Raw genomic sequence first — 17,542 nt, forward strand, 5'->3', positions numbered from 1 at the left:
AAAACCAAAAGAGTGAATTTTACGTCGATGTCCCAATTTCCTTCTCACCGCTTCTCCGTCGCTCCCATGCTGGACTGGACAGATCGCCACTGCCGATATTTTCATCGTTTACTCACTCGGCAAACCCTGCTGTATACCGAAATGGTGACGACGGGTGCAATCCTGTTTGGCAAAGGGGACTATCTGGGCTATAGCCGGGAAGAGCAGCCGGTTGCGCTACAGCTGGGGGGGAGCGATCCCGCGGCGCTAGCAGAGTGCGCGGCGCGGGCAGAGGCTTTGGGCTACAGCGAAATCAATTTGAACGCAGGATGCCCGTCCGATCGCGTGCAAAACGGGCGCTTTGGCGCCTGCCTGATGGCGGAGCCTGAACTAGTGGCAGACTGCGTTGCCGCGATGAAAGAGGCCGTGACTATACCCGTGACGGTGAAAACCCGAATCGGTATTGACGATAGCGACAGCTATGCCTTTTTACAGCGCTTTATTGAAGTCGTCTCCCAGCGGGGCGGCTGCCAGAGTTTTACGCTGCACGCGCGTAAAGCTTGGCTATCTGGGCTGAGTCCGAAAGAGAACAGAGAGATCCCTCCTTTGGACTATGATCGAGTTTATCGCGTTAAGCAGGAGCTCCCACACTTAACGATCTGCATCAACGGCGGTGTGAAAAGTCTTGAGGAGGCGAAAGGACACCTTGAGCACGTTGACGGCGTGATGATGGGGCGAGAGGCCTATCAAAACCCAGGCATTCTTGCCTGCGTTGACAGGGAGCTGTTCGGTGACTGTGCTGAACCGCTTGCTCCCGCAGCGGCGGTTGAAGCGATGTATCCCTATATTGAAAGCGAGCTGACTAAGGGGACTTACCTTGGGCACATTACTCGACATATGCTGGGGCTGTTTCAGGGGGTGCCCGGTGCGCGGCAGTTCCGCCGCCATCTGAGTGAAAATGCCCATAAGGCAGGAGCAGACGTTGAGATTCTTCGCCAAGCCCTCGCATTTGTTTCCGGGAAAGACACGTAGCGGCAGCGAATCGATAAAAGAAAGGCGACCGCGCGGTCGCCTTTCTTGTTTTTATTGACCGCTATTCGTGCCCGGCCAGCTCTCTGGGGCGATAGGGGGCTTCCAGTATAGCAATCTCTTCATCGGTCAGAGTGATAGACAGTGAAGCGATAGCATCGTCAAGGTGATGAGGCTTGGACGCGCCGACGATCGGTGCCGTAATGCCCGGCTTGCTGTGAACCCAGGCCATCGCTACCTGTGCCATAGGAATACCGCGCGCGCTTGCAACCTGTTCAACGGCAGCGACCAGCTCGTCTTCCTCTTCCTGATGGTTGTACCACGAATGTGCCGGAGCATCGGTTGCCGCACGCACGGTGGCATTCTTCCTTGAGCCCGTTAGGACGCCTCGAGCCAGAGGCGACCAAGGCGTAACGGCGATTCCCATTTCCCGGCACAGCGGCAGCATTTCCCGCTCTTCTTCACGGTAAATCAGGTTATAGTGATTTTGCATGGAGACAAAGCGCGCCATCCCGTGGCGTTCCTGAAGATCCAACATGCGCATAAACTGCCATGAGTGCATCGAAGAGGCGCCGATATAGCGCGCTTTTCCCGAGCGAACCACGGTGTCTAATGCGTCAATTGTCTCTTCGATAGGGGTTTCTGGATCGAATCGATGAATAATATAGAGATCGATATAGTCAGTACCCAAACGCTTTAGCGAATTGTCGATACTGGCAAGGATATGCTTGCGCGACAGGCCGCGATCGTTTGGGCTGTCGCTCATTGGGTTAAACACCTTAGTGGCGATAACCACGTCGTCCCTAGGTACCATCTTGAGCAGCGTATTGCCCAGCACCTCTTCGCTGGCGCCTTTGGAGTACATATCGGCGGTGTCGAAAAAATTAATGCCGAGATCCAGCGCCTTTTTAATAAAGGGGCGAGTCTGTTCCTCGTTTAGCACCCACTCACGCCACTGCGGGCTGCCGTAGGTCATGCAGCCCAAACAGATGGGGGATACCTTAAGGCCAGTTGAACCAAATCGTACGTATTTCATTGGGGATCTCCTGCTGTGTCTGACATAGGGAAAGAGCAATAGCCCTCGATCTTTTTATCCAGTACGGCGAGGCAGCTTTCCAGCTCAAGAATACGGGCGCGAACCACGTCACGGTGCGCTTCCAAAAGCGCTCGGCGCTCATGTTGAGTGTTGTCTCCTTCGGCAACGAGCGTCACATAGTGCTGCATTTGGCGCAGAGGCATGCCAGTTGTTCTCATCTTGCCGAGAAAATCCAGCCTTTGAAGCGTCGCGTCATCATAGTCGCGCTGCCCGCTGGCATCGCGATAAATCGGTGGCAGCAGGCCGATGCGCTCGTAGTAGCGCAATGTGTGTGGCGTCAGCCTGACCTTTTTTGCCAATGTGCCGATTTTCATAGGAAATTGCCTTCTCGTCTCTGGGATGAATAACTCTAAGGGTTAGAGTACGCTCTAAGTCAAGAAAGAAAATGATTCTTTAAGAAAGGAGAAAAAAGGCCGCTCGAAAGGTGCCTGCGGCCTCTAACTAACATCAGTAAATCGTTACCAGAACGTGGCTGCCGTCTTTCCGGCACTGCTGATAAAAATGGAGAAGCTGGTCTAGCGACTGAGTCAGTTCACTGAACAGCGCTTCGCTATCTTCCGAGAGCCAGATATTTGGGTAAATGTCTTCTTCATTGAGGCGGCTGGGAGAAAACTCACTCTTGAGCTGCGCTCTGTCAATGCTGCTCAGGGCGCGAATAATCTCTTCCAGCTCGTTGTGCCCCGTTGCGGCAATAAAGGTTTCATCATCGATAACGTGAACGCCGACAACGGCATCGCTAAGCGGATCCCCTTCTAACGGCTCACTGGCAGAGACGCCCGTCAGGATAAAGTGCAGGCCGTCCCACATTTTATCCAGATCCAGCGTCGGGTTTTTTTCTTCCAGCGCGTCAATTTCATCGACTATCGGTTCGTCGCCTAAGTCAATCAGTCGGTTGAGCTCGTCTTCACTGACGGCGATATAGCGGGCAAGCATACCCATAGGAACTCTCTCTTCTTAGTTTAGTTAACCCATGATTTGGTTAATTCATGATAAAGCAGCGCCGGAGATTTGGCATCTTCGGCGCGTGGAACATTAGGGGATCAGCAGTGACGAGCCCACAGTGCTGCGGCTTTCCAGCGTCTGATGAGCGCGAACGGCTTCACTTAGCGGGAAGCGCTGCTCGGCGGGAACGTCAACGTTAATCGCACCGCTGGCGACAAGGGAAAACAGCTCGTTAGCCGCCTGCTGTAGCTGGGTGTGTGTTTTCAAATAGTGTCCTAGAGACGGGCGAGTAACGTACAGGCCGCCTTTTTGGTTCAGAATTCCCAGATCGACACCGGTTACTGGCCCGGATGAATTACCGAAAGTGACCATCAGCCCAAGAGGGCGAATGCTGTCGAGGGAGGCAATCCAGGTGTCTTTACCCACGGAATCATAGACAACGTTGACTTTTTCACCATTTGTCAGGGCTGCAACGCGCTCGGCAATATTCTCTTCCCGATAGTTAATCGTGGCCCAGGCTCCGTCCTTCTTGGCTTGTTCGGCTTTCTCTGCGCTGCCAACTGTGCCGATAAGCTTTACCCCTAGCGCTTTGGCCCACTGACAGGCGATGCGGCCAACGCCACCGGCCGCCGCGTGAAACAGAATGATTTCACCGGGCTTAACGCGGTAGGTCATATACAGCAGGTAGTAAACGGTGAGCCCTTTTAGAAGGGAAGCCGCTGCCTGCTCGTAACTGATGGACTTTGGCAGCGTTACGACTTTATCCGCTGGAGCATTGTGCACAGAGCTGTAGGCACCAAGAGGCGCCTGAGCATAGGCGACTCGATCGCCGGGTTTTAAGTGTTGAACGTTTCGCCCGACCTTCACAACGACGCCAGCCGCTTCAGTACCCAAACCGCTGGGCAGACTGGGAACGGGGTAGAGTCCGCTGCGAATATAGGTATCGATATAGTTAATGCCGATAGCGTGGTTTTCTATTTGAACTTCATTGTCGCTCGGCTCGGCGGGTGTGAACTCAACAACGTCCAAAACATCTGGGCCGCCGTGCTGACTGAACTGGATACGCGCTGCCATGTGAACTCCTCGTAGCTTTCATTCTCAAAGGACGGAAGCGAGGCTCCCCATTTCTCTTCGGGTATAAAGCGGCCCGTGTACAGTGGTGGGATAGTCTCGTAGTGATTCGTGGAATGACTCAACGTTCGTTGCCTATATTATACTCTTCGGAATCGTTAACGTAGCCTGTGGGCGTCACGAAATTGAGCGAGCAGAGGGAGTGAGCCGGATTCAGTGCGCGTTCAGTTTGTCTGCTCGCTGACAAACTGCACTTGTCAGTGTCGATCGTAGGCAATAGAGGGTATACTTTTCCCCTTCTTCAGTAATGTATTTTGAGCGACGCTTTCACTATGGCAGGAAATAAACCCTTCAACAAACCGGCTGAATCTCGCGATCGTCAGATTGAAGGCGTGAAAATGCCGCCCCACTCCATAGAGGCTGAACAGTCTGTTCTTGGCGGTCTGATGCTGGACAACGAACGCTGGGACAACGTCTCCGAACGCGTAACGTCAGGGGATTTCTACAGCCGCCCGCACCGCATTATCTTTACTGAAATGCAGAGGCTGCTGGAGCAGAGTAATCCTATCGATCTGATCACGCTTTCTGAATCTCTTGAACAAAAGGGTGAGTTGGATCAGGTGGGCGGGTTTGCCTATCTGGCTGAGCTGTCAAAAAATACCCCTAGCGCCGCCAACATCGGCGCTTATGCTGATATCGTTCGCGAACGTGCGGTCGTGCGGGAGATGATCTCTGTCGCCAATGAAATCGCTGACGCCGGTTACGACCCGCAGGGGCGAAGCAGTGAAGACCTGCTGGATCTGGCCGAATCTCGCGTTTTTCAAATCGCTGAAAGCCGTTCGAATAAAGATGAAGGCCCCAAGAGCATCGATCAGATCCTTGAGGAGACAGTTAGCCGTATTGAGCAGCTCTATCAGCGCCCGCACGACGGTGTGACTGGGGTGTCTACCGGCTTCCACGATCTGGATAAGAAAACCGCTGGGCTGCAAAAGTCTGACCTGATTATCGTGGCGGCTCGTCCCTCAATGGGGAAAACCACGTTTGCGATGAACCTGTGTGAAAACGCGGCGATGATGCAGGAAAAGCCAGTACTGATTTTCAGTCTGGAGATGCCCTGCGAACAGATTATGATGCGTATGCTGGCGTCCCTGTCCCGTGTCGATCAGACTCGTATCCGTACCGGTCAGCTGGACGACGAGGATTGGGCGCGCATTTCCAGTACCATGGGCATTCTGCTCGAAAAGCGCAATATGTACATCGATGACTCATCCGGCCTGACGCCAACGGAAGTGCGGTCGCGGGCGCGCCGTATTTTCCGCGAGCACGGTGGCCTGAGCCTAATTATGATCGACTACCTGCAGCTGATGCGGGTCCCTGCTATGTCAGATAACCGAACGCTGGAAATCGCCGAGATTTCCCGCTCGCTGAAGGCGTTGGCTAAAGAGCTACAGGTGCCAGTGGTTGCGCTGTCTCAGCTAAACCGTAGTCTTGAACAGCGTGCAGACAAGCGCCCGGTTAACTCGGACTTGCGTGAATCCGGCTCTATCGAGCAGGATGCCGACGTCATCATGTTTATCTACCGCGATGAGGTGTACAACGAGAACAGCGAAGAGAAGGGCATCGCGCAGATCATTCTCGGCAAGCAGCGTAACGGCCCCATCGGCTCTATCCGCTTGACCTTCCAGGGGCAGTGGTCCCGGTTTGATAACTACGCGGGGCCAATGCAGTTTGATGACGAATAGTGCACTTTCAGGAATAGCGCCCCCCAACGAACGCTTTTTTTACCGCTTCACGACGGTTTCGTTTCCATTTCATATCGGCTTCACATAGGCAACCGAATAATAGCGGTAATCCTATGGCGGCGCCCGGAGCGCTACTCTTTTCGTATTGATTAACTAAGGATCCAACATGATTTCGGCAACGGCGGTCATCGATCGCAACGCGCTCAGGCACAATCTTCGGCGTATTCACGAAATGGCGCCGGGGTGTCGCGCTATTTCCGTCATTAAAGCGAACGCCTATGGCCACGGCCTGCTAGAGGTTGCCCATACGTTACCTGAATCAGACTGCTTTGGCGTGGCGCGCATTGAAGAAGCGCTGACGCTGCGTTCAGGTGGCGTGATTAAGCCTATCCTGATGATGGAAGGCTTTTTCTGTGCCGAAGACTTGCCGATGCTGGTGGTTAACAATATCGAGACCGTTGTACACAGCGTGGAACAGCTCGAAGCGCTGGAAGAGGTAAATCTTGAGTTCCCGGTTCGCGTTTGGATGAAGATTGATACCGGCATGCATCGGCTTGGCTTTCGCCCTGAACAGGCAGAGGAATTTTATACGCGCCTTAGCGCCTGTAAAAACGTGGTGCAGCCGGTCAACCTGATGACACACTTTAGCCGTGCCGACGAGCCAGAAGTTGACGCGACCCGCCAGCAGATTTCCCGGTTTGACGCCTTTGTTAGCGGTAAACCGGGGCTTCAGTCGCTTTCCGCATCAGGTGGGATTTTGCTGTGGCCTGAGGCCCATCGCGACTGGATCCGCCCGGGTATTATTCTTTACGGCGTTTCTCCCTTGCTAAACAGCGTAGGATCACAGTTTGGCCTGAAGGCGGCGATGACCCTGAAGGCTAGCCTGATTGCCGTGCGCGAACACAAGGCCGGAGAGCCGGTTGGCTACGGCGGTACGTGGGTGAGTGAGCGGGATACGCGCATCGGTGTTGTTGCTATCGGCTACGGCGATGGATACCCACGGGATGCACCAACGGGGACGCCCGTACTGATTAACGGGCGCACCGTGCCTCTAGTTGGTCGGGTTTCAATGGACATGATTACGGTAGATTTGGGGCCAGACGCAACGGATCGCGTAGGTGATGAAGCGGTTATTTGGGGAGAGGGGCTGCCGGTTGAGACGATCGCAGAATATACCCACATCATTCCCTATGAGCTGATTACTAAGCTGACTGCCCGGGTGGCGACTAAATACGTAGGGTAGGTTAAGAACAGTAAAACAAACAGGGCGCCCAAAAGGCGCCCTGTTTGTTTATTACTGGCTCTCTTGCCAGCTATCCCGATTAATCTTCCTCATCCAGCGGCTGGCGGCGGCTAGGGTGATATTCGTGGTTAATTTTCGCGACGGCGATGGTTGCGACGGTATTGCCGATAATATTAGTCACGGCCAGCGCCATGGACATAAAGCGATACACGCCGAACATAACGGCAACGCCTTCAAGCGGCAGGAGGCCCGTTGTCGTGATCGTAGCAGCAAACACCACGAACGCACCGCCAGAAACGGTTGCAGCGCCTTTAGACGTCAGTAGCATAATCAGCAGGATACCGAACAGCTGGTCAAGGCTAAGCGGAATGCCGTAGGCGTTCGCCAGAAAGATAACCCCCATCGACATATAGATTGAGGTACCGTCGAGGTTAAAGGCGTAACCGGTAGGCAGCACTAGCCCTACCGTCTGACGCGAAGCGCCGTACTTGGGCAGCTTTTCCAACAGCCGGGGCAGAACGCTTTCTGAAGATGCGGTACCAAAGGTAATGTAGAGCTCGTCTTTGATAAACCGAATGATGTCAAACAGGTTGAGTTTAAAGATTAGGCAAACGGTGCCTAGTACAATGACAACAAACAGAATCAGCGTAATGTAGAAGGCAACGACTAGCCAGGTAAGCTTAATCAGCATGTCTACCCCATTGCTACCTACTGCATAGGCAATCGCACCGAAGGTGCCGATCGGCGCCAGCAGCATGATAACGTGGATAAACTTAAAGAAAGCGTGAGCGACGTAGTTAAGCGCTTTTTCAACAACGACGCGCTCCTTTTCTTTTAACAGCAGAATACCGAAGCCGAACATCAGCGCCAGAACTAAAACCTGCAGCAGGTTATTTTCTGAAAAGGCGCCCATAAAGCTTTCGGGAAAGATTTCCAGAAAGAACTGACCGAATGACTTAGGCGTCGCTTGCGAGGCCTGAATCAGGTTGCTGGCCTGTGCGCTGACCTGTCCTTCGGCTAAAACGGTACCGCTGCCGACGCTAAACAGTTCACCCATGCCGAAGCCAAACAGGATGGCGATGGTAGAGACGATTTCAAAGTAGATGATGGCGGACAGGCCGACTTTACCTACCTGCTTAATGTCACCTGCGGCACCGATACCGAGCGCGACGGTTAAGAAAATGAGCGGAGCAACGGCGCTTTTAATCAACCGTAAGAAAATATCCCCCAATAGCTTCAGGCTAGTGGCAAATTCCGGCCACAAAAAGCCGACTAAAATACCTAAAATCATGCTGACGGCGATTTGAAAGCCAAGTCCTTTCCAGAAGGCCTTTTTAGGAGGAGAAGCATAGGATACAGCTTCTTTTTCCAGGGTATGAGTATGATTTGTCATCGCGTTTGCCTTAGCCGTTACTGATGTAAACTTATTGTGTTAATGAGAGCAAAACGAAAGGAATCATGCATCGGTTAGAGAGTCACTGCGGAGAGTTGAGTAACCTGAATTCGGGCTTTTCTGTTTTGCGACACTAAAACGGAGGCGTTTTTTGAAAGAGTAAAAACGTGTTAAATTTCCGTTCGCTATTGCTGTTATAGAGCCTCAGACGCATTTTACAAAGAGGTCAGCTGACTTTTTATGAGGTACCTAACAGAAATAAGGTGTTGAAACGGGAAAAGCATTTTTCATCATGCATTATTACTTTATTTTTGCTACAAGCGCCTTTAAATGCGCAGTTTATCCTATATCAGGGAAGGCCCTTCTGACAAGACTTGGTAACGGTATGAAACTATATTTTATCTCAGGATGTGATAATGAGCATGAGAAAAAATATATTGATTTTTATTTGCTTAAATAAAACTGATTGATTATCTAGACAATAATGTGTTTATGCACGATATACATAAATATGATTTATTAAATACATAAGAAAAATTAAATGGGATGCTTTGCTGCCTGCTTGACAACATTATTTTGTGACTTCTGAGAACACCGCTAGCATGCGGAGATGCTGGGTTTTTCTATAGGTCTAGTACGATTTATATACGAAATGGTAACGATAAATCCATAGTAAAAAGGCGAGGAGAATAAATATCATTCTTTAAGCATATATATATGTATTAACAGTGACTGCTGTGTTTTTTTCCTTAGAAAATATTCCATTTTTATTAGATAAGATAAACTCTGCTATTTATTCTCACATTAAAATAGTCTTTCTTATCCTTTAATATTTATTTGCTAGCGGATATTTTTAATCATTTATAGTTACGATCATCTGACTGTTCTTTTTACAGCGGCTGTAAAAGTGAGGTTAGCATCTTAGCTGTGCGGTGAAGGGGAGCGAGGAGAGAGATTTCTGCTGCATATCCCCTTTTATTGATACGCGAATGTGGTGTCTGGAATTGCTATTATAGATAAGTGCTAATTTAGTGAGTCATTGCTTTTTTACTTGGCTAATCGTGTAAGACGTTTCTTGCAGCATCTGAGGAAATATACATTTGTTATTATCCTCTTCTGTATTATCGGTAAAATGATGATGAACAGGCAGGATTTATTATAAATATAAGCCGCAAAAAGAACTGCCGCTTATATAAAATAGATTGAGAAAGTAATCGAAAGGCAGAGAAAAACAAGGGGGAGCCTTTCGGCTCCCTTTGCTGCGTTATCCTTTTGCCAAAATGGGCTTAAGGAATCGGCCGGTATGGGATTCAGAGCATCCCGCCACGGTTTCCGGAGTGCCGGATACCAGAATCTGGCCTCCGCCGCTGCCGCCTTCCGGGCCGAGGTCAACAATCCAGTCTGCGGTTTTGATCACGTCTAGATTGTGCTCGATAACCACAATGGTGTTGCCCTGATCTCTTAACTGATGCAGAACGCTAAGCAACAGCTCGATGTCGGCGAAATGTAGACCCGTCGTCGGTTCGTCCAGAATGTACAGAGTTTGTCCCGTACCTCGTTTGGAAAGCTCTTTGGCCAGTTTGACTCGCTGAGCTTCACCACCGGACAGGGTTGTTGCCGCCTGGCCTAAACGAATATAGGACAGGCCAACGTCCATCAGCGTTTGCAGCTTGCGCGACAGCGCGGGTACTGCGTCAAAGAATTCTCGGGCGTCTTCCACGGTCATCTCTAACACTTCATTGATATTCTTGCCCTTGTACTTCACTTCCAGCGTTTCGCGGTTATATCGCTTGCCCTTACACTGATCGCAAGGGACGTAGATGTCAGGCAGGAAGTGCATCTCTACCTTCAGCACGCCGTCGCCCTGACAGGCTTCGCAGCGGCCGCCGCGCACGTTAAAGCTAAAGCGCCCAGGGTTATAGCCGCGGGCGCGGGATTCCGGCACGCCGGAAAACAGCTCGCGGATCGGCGTAAACAGGCCAGTATAGGTTGCCGGGTTAGAGCGCGGCGTGCGGCCAATCGGACTTTGGTCAATATCAATGACCTTGTCGAAGTGCTCGAGACCGGTAATTTCTTTGTGGGGAGCCACTTCTTCCCCTGCTGCGCCGTTAAGCTGACGCTGGGCAACGGGATAAAGGGTATCGTTGATCAGCGTTGATTTACCCGAGCCGGAAACGCCGGTAATACAGGTAAACAGGCCAACCGGAACGGTTAACGTCACGTTTTTCAGATTGTTGCCGGTTGCGCCAATGACTTTAAGCACTTTATTCGGGTCTGCCGGGATGCGCTCTTTCGGAATATCGATTTTACGTTTGCCGCTCAGATACTGACCCGTCAGCGATTCTGGGGACTTAATGATATCTTCAACAGTGCCTTCCGCGACGACGCTGCCGCCGTGAACGCCTGCGCCGGGGCCGATATCAATAATGTGGTCGGCTTCGCGAATAGCGTCTTCGTCGTGTTCAACCACGATAACGGTGTTGCCAAGGTTTCGCAGGTGAATCAGCGTATTCAGCAGGCGTTCGTTATCGCGCTGGTGTAGGCCGATTGAAGGCTCATCCAGAACGTACATCACGCCTACCAGCCCGGCACCGATCTGGCTGGCCAGACGAATGCGCTGAGCTTCCCCGCCGGACAGCGTTTCCGCTGAGCGCGACAGAGACAGGTAGTTAAGGCCGACGTTAACCAGAAAGGTCAGGCGTTCGCCGATTTCCTTCAGGATTTTTTCCGCAATTCTTGCCCGCTGGCCGGAGAGCGACAGCGCGCCGAAAAACTTCAGGGCGTCGCCGATGCTGAGCTCGGAGATTTCCGGCAGAGTGGTGTTTTCAACAAACACGTGGCGGGCTTCTTCTTTCAGACGCGTGCCGCCACAGGAGGTACATGAACGGTTGCTGATGAATTTCGCCAACTCTTCTCGAACGGCGGTAGACTCTGTTTCTTTATAGCGGCGTTCCATATTGTTCAGCACGCCTTCAAAAGGGTGCTTACGCACGGTGGTGTCACCGCGGTCGTTAACGTACTTAAACTCGATGTTCTCTTTTCCTGAACCGCTAAGAATAATCTTACGCACGTTCTCCGGCAGGCTGTTGAACGGCGCTTCAACGTCAAAACGATAGTGATCCGCCAGCGAACGAATCATTTGGAAATAGTAAAAGCTGCGGCGATCCCAGCCGCGAATTGCGCCACCCGCTAGAGAAAGCTCGGGATTTTGCACCACGCGGTCAGGATCGAAATACTGCTGCACGCCGAGGCCGTCGCAGGTTGGGCATGCGCCGGCGGGGTTATTAAAGGAGAACAGGCGCGGCTCAAGCTCACGCATGCTGTAGCCGCAGACAGGGCAGGCGAAGTTGGCAGAAAACACCATTTCTTCTGCTTTGTCATCGTCCATATCCGCGACGATGGCGCTGCCGCCGGAGAGAGCCAGCGCGGTTTCAAACGATTCCGCCAGGCGCTGGGCCATGTCCTCACGCACTTTAAAGCGGTCAATCACCACTTCAATGGAGTGTTTTTTCTGCAGTTCAAGCTTGGGAGGATCGGACAAGTCGCACACTTCACCGTCGATTCGGGCGCGGATATAGCCCTGAGCCGCCAGATTCTCCAGCGTCTTGATGTGTTCACCCTTGCGCTCTTTGATGACGGGCGCCAACAGCATCAGGCGTTTGCCTTCAGGCAGTGCCAGCACGTTGTCCACCATCTGGCTGACCGTCTGTGCGGCCAGCGTGATATTGTGCGTTGGGCAGCGAGGCTCACCTACACGGGCAAACAGCAAACGCAGATAGTCATGAATTTCTGTAATCGTACCCACGGTCGATCGCGGGTTGTGAGAGGTAGACTTCTGTTCGATAGAAATTGCGGGAGAAAGCCCTTCAATGTGGTCGACGTCCGGCTTTTCCATAAGGGAAAGGAACTGGCGCGCATAGGCTGACAGGGATTCAACGTAGCGACGCTGACCTTCGGCATAGAGCGTGTCAAATGCCAAGGATGACTTGCCGGATCCCGACAGCCCCGTGACAACAATTAGCTTGTTGCGCGGCATGGTCAAATTGATGTTTTTCAGGTTGTGGGTGCGGGCGCCCCGGACTTCTATCTTATCCATTTCTACGGTTACCTCTGACAGGGATCTGACTATTATTACACACATTGAGCTGAATGGATATACAGTGTTATTATGTGGGCAGATGAAGCTGATTTCTATGAAGTGGCTAAGCTAATGATAATGGAATGATTTCTAAGTATATGAGAATGAAAGAATTTATTGGTTCTGCGTGGTGCCTGTTGTTGGTGATTTTAACCATTGGTGGCTGCGTGAAAAAGCACGAGCCGATAAGCCTGAACTATATTTCCTTGCAGCGAGTTGAACATCCTACGCAAGGTGGTCCTGAGGGATTATTTCACGTTTATGAAGTGAAGTTTTCGACCAGCGCAGATCTGAAAGGCGTTTTTGACCATCCTTACGACTGGTTACCTAATCTGTTTTGCGTCGTTAGCAGCCCCGAGCGCCAATATAGAGTTGCTGATATACCTGAGGGGAAGGTGGGGCTTTACGCTGAAGGGTCTTTGTTCAATCCTAATCGCGAATCTGGAGGCCACCGAGATTTTAGAGTTGAGAATGGCGTTTATAGCGCGGAGATTTTTTTTCTAAGTGGAAACTTCTCGTCGGCAGTCAATATCGATTCTGCGCTAAGTGAATTGAAAGATGCAGAACAGGAAGGAGGAGCAATGCTCTGTCAGGTCGTTATTAGTGGCGGTAATCTCAGTGTACCCGGCGAGAGTAGTTTTATCGGTACGTTGAAGTGGTTACAGACTAGGCCTTTCTATTCCGAAACGATGACGTTTCCGATTAGTGAACTTATGAAGTAAACGCTGAACGGGTGTCGCATCATTGAATGATTATTGGCTGTTGTTGGCATAGTATTACGGCCTATGCAGCATATTTTTACCTTTATACGCATTAGACGATTGCCATGCTACAATCGTCAGATCACTATAGTGAACTCAATTTATTTATCAGGAGAATCGACATGGCCAGCAGAGGCATTAACAAAGTAATCCTTATCGGAAATCTGGGGCAGGACCCGGAAGTTCGTTATATGCCCAACGGCGGCGCGGTAGCCAATATTACCGTAGCAACCTCTGAATCCTGGCGCGATAAGCAAACCGGTGAGCAAAAAGAGCGTACCGAATGGCACCGCGTCGTGATTTTCGGCAAGCTGGCTGAAATCGCAGGTGAGTATCTGCGTAAAGGTTCTCAGGTATATCTGGAAGGCCAGCTGCAAACTCGCAAATGGCAGGATCAGAGCGGCCAGGATCGCTATACCACCGAAGTGGTTGTTAATATCGGTGGCGTAATGCAGATGCTGGGCGGCCGTCAGGGCGGCGGTGATTCTCAGCCGTCTCAGGGTGGTTGGGGCCAGCCTCAGCAGCCACAGGCACAGCAGCAGTCTTCTCGTCCTGCGCCACAGCAGAGCCAGAGCGCACCGATGCAGCAAAACGAACCGCCGATGGACTTTGACGACGATATTCCGTTCTAATACCGTACGGTCATTCGTAAAATATTACTTTTTAAGCTCCGTTTTTACGGAGCTTTTTTATGGTAGGTGAATGGCTGTTTCTACCATAAGGTGATGCGTCACCAGCTATAGTGTTCAATCGAATTAGAGGTAACGAAATAGCAGTATTAAAAAAGATAGGGTAAAAATTATGGAATGGATGCCAGAAAATAATTTCACAACGGTTGGTAGAAAGTCAGTTTTTATATAGTTTGACCTTCCCCAAAAGGCTGCGTATTAGGCCTTTTTCATTGTTATAAAACCCTTTATGATGAGAGTGACTTAGCTTTTATCCTTAACGGCTGCGGCGCAATATGGCATCTACTCCTATCGGCGACAGGTTTAAGAAAGTTCCTCCTATGCTGGCGGCGGCCGTCCTGTTTTTACTGCTGCTGGTCGTGCCTTTTCTTTATTTATCAACATGGGTGACGATTGCCGTTGCGCTGATTGAGCTGGCGGCGATTCTATTTTTATTTCGCTATCGGGGCAGAAGAAATGCGGCAATACTTTTTATCGCGCTGTCCGGTATTTGGATATGGCAGGCTCATTTTACCTGGCAGGGATACTTTTGGGTAAACGGTGACGCTCTTGAACAGCTGGCTAACCGAATTGAAACCTATGGCAAAATACGCTCTTTAAGCATGGGAAAAGACGGCCGCTATCGCGGAGGTGATGGCGTTGTCCGCTATGATGCCTACCGCACGCTGAACGGCGTTCGCATTACTCACTATTCCCACAGCGTAGACGCGGAGGGCGAGGAACAGGCATTTTTATCGATGACTACTGTAAAATGCATAATATCTCACCTGACGCTTACTACGCGCTGCGCCAAAAGCTGGAAACGCTAAATATTAACGGCTTCAGCATTATGGAAAATGGCGATATTTATTTTAATCTGTGGATGAAAAGCGGCGTGTCGAGAACGATAAATCTGATCCGCATTGCTGACGGTACGCATCCGCTTAACGGTGAAACACTTGAGAAGCTGGGCGACCGCTGGTACATCGCCACAATCTTTGACTAATGGGTATCCACTTTTTCACGGGATGGGAGAGCTGTAATGAACAGGCATGAATACTATATGAACATCGCCATGGCCGTGCGCAAAAAGGCAAACTGTCTGGGCCGTAAAGTCGGCGGTGTTATGGTTAAGGATAACCGCATTATTTCAACGGGCTACAACGGCACGCCGGAAGGCATTACCAACTGTACTGACGGCGGCTGCGTCCGCTGCCGAGATAGAGCAGCCTACAAAGCCAGCGTGGGCTATGACGTATGCATTTGCGTTCACGCTGAGCAAAACGCCATTATTTCTGCCGCTCGCTTTGGCAATCCGGTTGAGGGTTCCGTGGTTTATTCCACGCTGCGTCCGTGTTTTGACTGCACGAAAGCCATGTTGCAGGCGAAGGTTCAGGCTATCTACTACCTCCACGATTGGAAGCACCCCATCGGTGAGCTGCAGGAACAGTACGAGGTTCTACAGGCGCAGTTCCCCGAGGGCGTGCATCAGGTGGTGATGGAAGATCCGGAGGCGGACTGGGCTAACGGCGTAACGTCTTAGCCGCAGGAGCGTCCATTAGATCAATACCCTTTCAAGCCGCGCCAGAGATGTTCAATCAAAATGTCTACTGGCGCAGTGCAATTACCGTTCATCTTTGAGCGTTAATTCCCTTTATCAAGCCGGATTTCTTCAATTTCTGAAGGAATTGGGCGCCTTCCCAGCGGCTTATTCATTCTTTGAGCCAGAATCACACCAATAAGAGAAAGTCCTCCGCCGAGCAGATGGTAGCTGTGAATGGGCTCGTGTAAAAAGATAATGGCGATCGCGGCGGTAATAATCGGCGTAATGTTCATAAATAGCGCGGCCTTGCTGGCGCCGAGCTTCATTACACCCTGGATCCAGACAAAGGGAGCGATAACGGAGGCGGGAATGCCTGCATACAGCACCAGTGGGATATTTATCGCGTTCAGCTCTACGTTTTCTGCCATAAGAAATCCCGGCAGGAGAAGCAGCATTCCAAACAGCGCCTGCATATAAACCGACTGCCAGTTAGGCAGCTGAATGGCCCAGCGCTTTGTTAGCACACCGTACAGAGCGTAGGCGATAGCTGCTGTCAGCATCATCAGTTCGCCCTTTCCAATGCCGATTTCCAGCAGTTGTGCTGGATCTCCGCCGCTGATAAGCCAGAGAATGCCGCCAAAAGAGAGCAGGCCGCCAAACAGGGTCCCCTGTGTTGGCGGAGTTTTCAGTACGATGATACTAATAAGCACCGTCAACAGGGGAATCAGGGAGACGAAGATACCAATGGTCAGTGCGCTGATGGTGTAGGCCGCGTAGTAGGCTAGACTTTGGTAAAGCGCCATGCCCAGAAAGCTTAGGATCAGTAATTTCCACCAGTAGGTTTTAACGAGTTTCCAGTTGCGAAGCGTGCCGGGCAGAATAAACGGCGTTAGCAGCAATACTGCCAAAAACCAGCGATAAAAAGAGATAGCCGCCGGGTCGATAGCTCCCGCAGACAGCTTGTTAACAATTGTATTGACTGCCCATATCAATACGGCAATCAGAGGATAAATTATCGCCATAGCGAACGCTTTCTCACCCGAATAAATAGAGAGCCAGAGTGTACATGTGTCGCATTTGAAATATATACTTCAAATCAGACAATTGATAACGATGTTCAGACAATCATGAAACAGGCCTTAAAAAGAGTGCCCGGACGGCAGCGTATTTCTGCGTTGGAAAGCTACCCTGGCGGCATTGCCTTCTTTCGCAATGAAGAGATCAGTGCGGATACGGAGTTTCGCACCCATGCCCACCAGTGGGGGCAGATGATCTGCGTGAAGTCGGGAATTATTGCTCTTAACACGGCGGGGCAGCGTATTCTTGCTCCGGCAGGGTTTGCCGTGTGGATCCCGACAGGTATGGAGCACTCTAGCTATAACCATCAGCACATTCGCTTTCGTTCGATCAATATTCATCCTCGATTCTGCTCTAGGCTGCCGCAGGAGGCGCGGGTTCTCAACCTGAGCGCGCTGTGCAATGAAATCATCGACACCTGCTTTGAACGAGGCATTGAGACGGTAAGCACGCTGGCAGAATGGCGGCTGTGTCGCGTGCTGATTGACGAGCTTGCCGCAGCGCCCGCGGAGTTGACCTACCTTCCTGACAGCGACGATAAGTATCTGTCACCCGTGTTACGGGCGCTGGAAGCGTCTCCGGGAGACAGCCGTTCTTTGGCACAGTGGGCTGAAATGGTTTACACCACCGAAAGAACGCTGGCTCGGAGGTGCACACAGGAGCTGGGTATGCCGTTTAGCGAGTGGCGACAGCGGCTGCGCTTTCTTTGCGGCGTGTCGCTTTTAGAACGGGGCAAGACCGTACAGCAGGTCGCACTGGAGGTGGGGTACAGCTCGGCATCGGCGTTTATTACTATGTTTCAGCAGATTGCCGGTACCACTCCTGAACGATACCGACGCCGCTGATGATCACGGCGCGGC

The 17,542-nt window shown here is 51.3% G+C and carries 16 protein-coding genes; 9 read left to right on the forward strand and 7 right to left on the reverse strand.

Going from position 1 to position 17,542, the window contains the following annotated elements; translation table 11 throughout:
• The first annotated feature begins 27 nt into the window (after positions 1 to 27).
• Positions 28 to 1,011, forward strand: a complete 984-nt coding sequence (gene dusA, locus DQM29_RS02195) for a tRNA dihydrouridine(20/20a) synthase DusA (protein ID WP_111741962.1) — start codon at positions 28 to 30, stop codon at positions 1,009 to 1,011.
• A 61-nt stretch (positions 1,012 to 1,072) separates the two neighbouring features.
• On the opposite strand, the gene DQM29_RS02200 is transcribed toward dusA, so the two are convergent.
• The 4 genes from DQM29_RS02200 to DQM29_RS02215 all read right to left on the reverse strand — a co-directional run bounded on the left by DQM29_RS02200 (position 1,073) and on the right by DQM29_RS02215 (position 4,120).
• Positions 1,073 to 2,044, reverse strand: a complete 972-nt coding sequence (locus DQM29_RS02200; protein WP_111739096.1) for an aldo/keto reductase — start codon at positions 2,042 to 2,044, stop codon at positions 1,073 to 1,075.
• Positions 2,041 to 2,418 carry a MerR family transcriptional regulator gene (locus DQM29_RS02205; RefSeq protein ID WP_111739097.1) on the reverse strand — a complete coding sequence of 126 codons (378 nt, stop codon included), beginning with the start codon at positions 2,416 to 2,418 and terminating at the stop codon, positions 2,041 to 2,043. Before DQM29_RS02205 ends, DQM29_RS02200 begins: the two co-directional genes overlap by 4 nt.
• Before the next feature lie 133 nt (positions 2,419 to 2,551).
• Positions 2,552 to 3,043 (reverse strand): YfbM family protein, encoded by a 492-nt coding sequence (locus DQM29_RS02210; protein ID WP_111739098.1) that lies wholly within the window; start codon positions 3,041 to 3,043, stop codon positions 2,552 to 2,554.
• 93 nt (positions 3,044 to 3,136) lie between these two features.
• Entirely contained in the window at positions 3,137 to 4,120 is a 984-nt protein-coding gene (locus DQM29_RS02215) for a quinone oxidoreductase (protein ID WP_111739099.1), read from the reverse strand.
• 329 nt (positions 4,121 to 4,449) lie between these two features.
• Here DQM29_RS02215 and dnaB point away from each other — a divergent pair, with 329 nt between their 5' ends.
• Positions 4,450 to 5,859, forward strand: coding sequence for a replicative DNA helicase (dnaB, locus tag DQM29_RS02220; protein ID WP_111739100.1), 1,410 nt, complete (start codon positions 4,450 to 4,452; stop codon positions 5,857 to 5,859).
• A gap of 166 nt (positions 5,860 to 6,025) precedes the next feature.
• Entirely contained in the window at positions 6,026 to 7,102 is a 1,077-nt protein-coding gene (gene alr / locus DQM29_RS02225) for an alanine racemase (protein WP_111739101.1), read from the forward strand.
• Between the two features lie 79 nt (positions 7,103 to 7,181).
• Here alr and DQM29_RS02230 read toward each other — a convergent pair whose 3' ends face one another.
• Together DQM29_RS02230 and uvrA are read right to left on the reverse strand one after the other, a co-directional pair.
• Positions 7,182 to 8,495: a cation:dicarboxylate symporter family transporter gene (locus tag DQM29_RS02230; protein WP_111739102.1), complete on the reverse strand. Its 1,314-nt coding sequence runs from the start codon at positions 8,493 to 8,495 to the stop codon at positions 7,182 to 7,184.
• Positions 8,496 to 9,759: 1,264 nt separating this feature from the next.
• Positions 9,760 to 12,591 (reverse strand): excinuclease ABC subunit UvrA, encoded by a 2,832-nt coding sequence (gene uvrA / locus DQM29_RS02235; RefSeq protein ID WP_111739103.1) that lies wholly within the window; start codon positions 12,589 to 12,591, stop codon positions 9,760 to 9,762.
• A 146-nt stretch (positions 12,592 to 12,737) separates the two neighbouring features.
• Between uvrA and DQM29_RS02240 the strand changes: the two genes are divergently transcribed.
• The 5 genes from DQM29_RS02240 to DQM29_RS02260 all read left to right on the forward strand — a co-directional run bounded on the left by DQM29_RS02240 (position 12,738) and on the right by DQM29_RS02260 (position 15,605).
• Positions 12,738 to 13,355 (forward strand): hypothetical protein, encoded by a 618-nt coding sequence (locus DQM29_RS02240; RefSeq protein WP_145960327.1) that lies wholly within the window; start codon positions 12,738 to 12,740, stop codon positions 13,353 to 13,355.
• Positions 13,356 to 13,516: 161 nt separating this feature from the next.
• A complete protein-coding gene (locus DQM29_RS02245) occupies positions 13,517 to 14,026 on the forward strand; it encodes a single-stranded DNA-binding protein (protein ID WP_111739105.1) in 510 nt (169 codons plus the stop codon).
• A 332-nt stretch (positions 14,027 to 14,358) separates the two neighbouring features.
• Entirely contained in the window at positions 14,359 to 14,892 is a 534-nt protein-coding gene (locus DQM29_RS02250; RefSeq protein ID WP_111739106.1) for a hypothetical protein, read from the forward strand.
• Entirely contained in the window at positions 14,835 to 15,068 is a 234-nt protein-coding gene (locus tag DQM29_RS02255) for a hypothetical protein (RefSeq protein ID WP_111739107.1), read from the forward strand. Before DQM29_RS02250 ends, DQM29_RS02255 begins: the two co-directional genes overlap by 58 nt.
• Before the next feature lie 36 nt (positions 15,069 to 15,104).
• A complete protein-coding gene (locus DQM29_RS02260) occupies positions 15,105 to 15,605 on the forward strand; it encodes a deoxycytidylate deaminase (protein ID WP_111739108.1) in 501 nt (166 codons plus the stop codon).
• 101 nt (positions 15,606 to 15,706) lie between these two features.
• On the opposite strand, the gene DQM29_RS02265 is transcribed toward DQM29_RS02260, so the two are convergent.
• Entirely contained in the window at positions 15,707 to 16,627 is a 921-nt protein-coding gene (locus tag DQM29_RS02265) for a DMT family transporter (protein WP_111739109.1), read from the reverse strand.
• Between the two features lie 105 nt (positions 16,628 to 16,732).
• Between DQM29_RS02265 and DQM29_RS02270 the strand changes: the two genes are divergently transcribed.
• Positions 16,733 to 17,527: an AraC family transcriptional regulator gene (locus DQM29_RS02270; protein ID WP_111739110.1), complete on the forward strand. Its 795-nt coding sequence runs from the start codon at positions 16,733 to 16,735 to the stop codon at positions 17,525 to 17,527.
• Positions 17,528 to 17,542: the final 15 nt, after the last annotated feature.

The organism is Leminorella richardii (genome assembly GCF_900478135.1).
Taxonomy (GTDB): domain Bacteria; phylum Pseudomonadota; class Gammaproteobacteria; order Enterobacterales; family Enterobacteriaceae; genus Leminorella; species Leminorella richardii.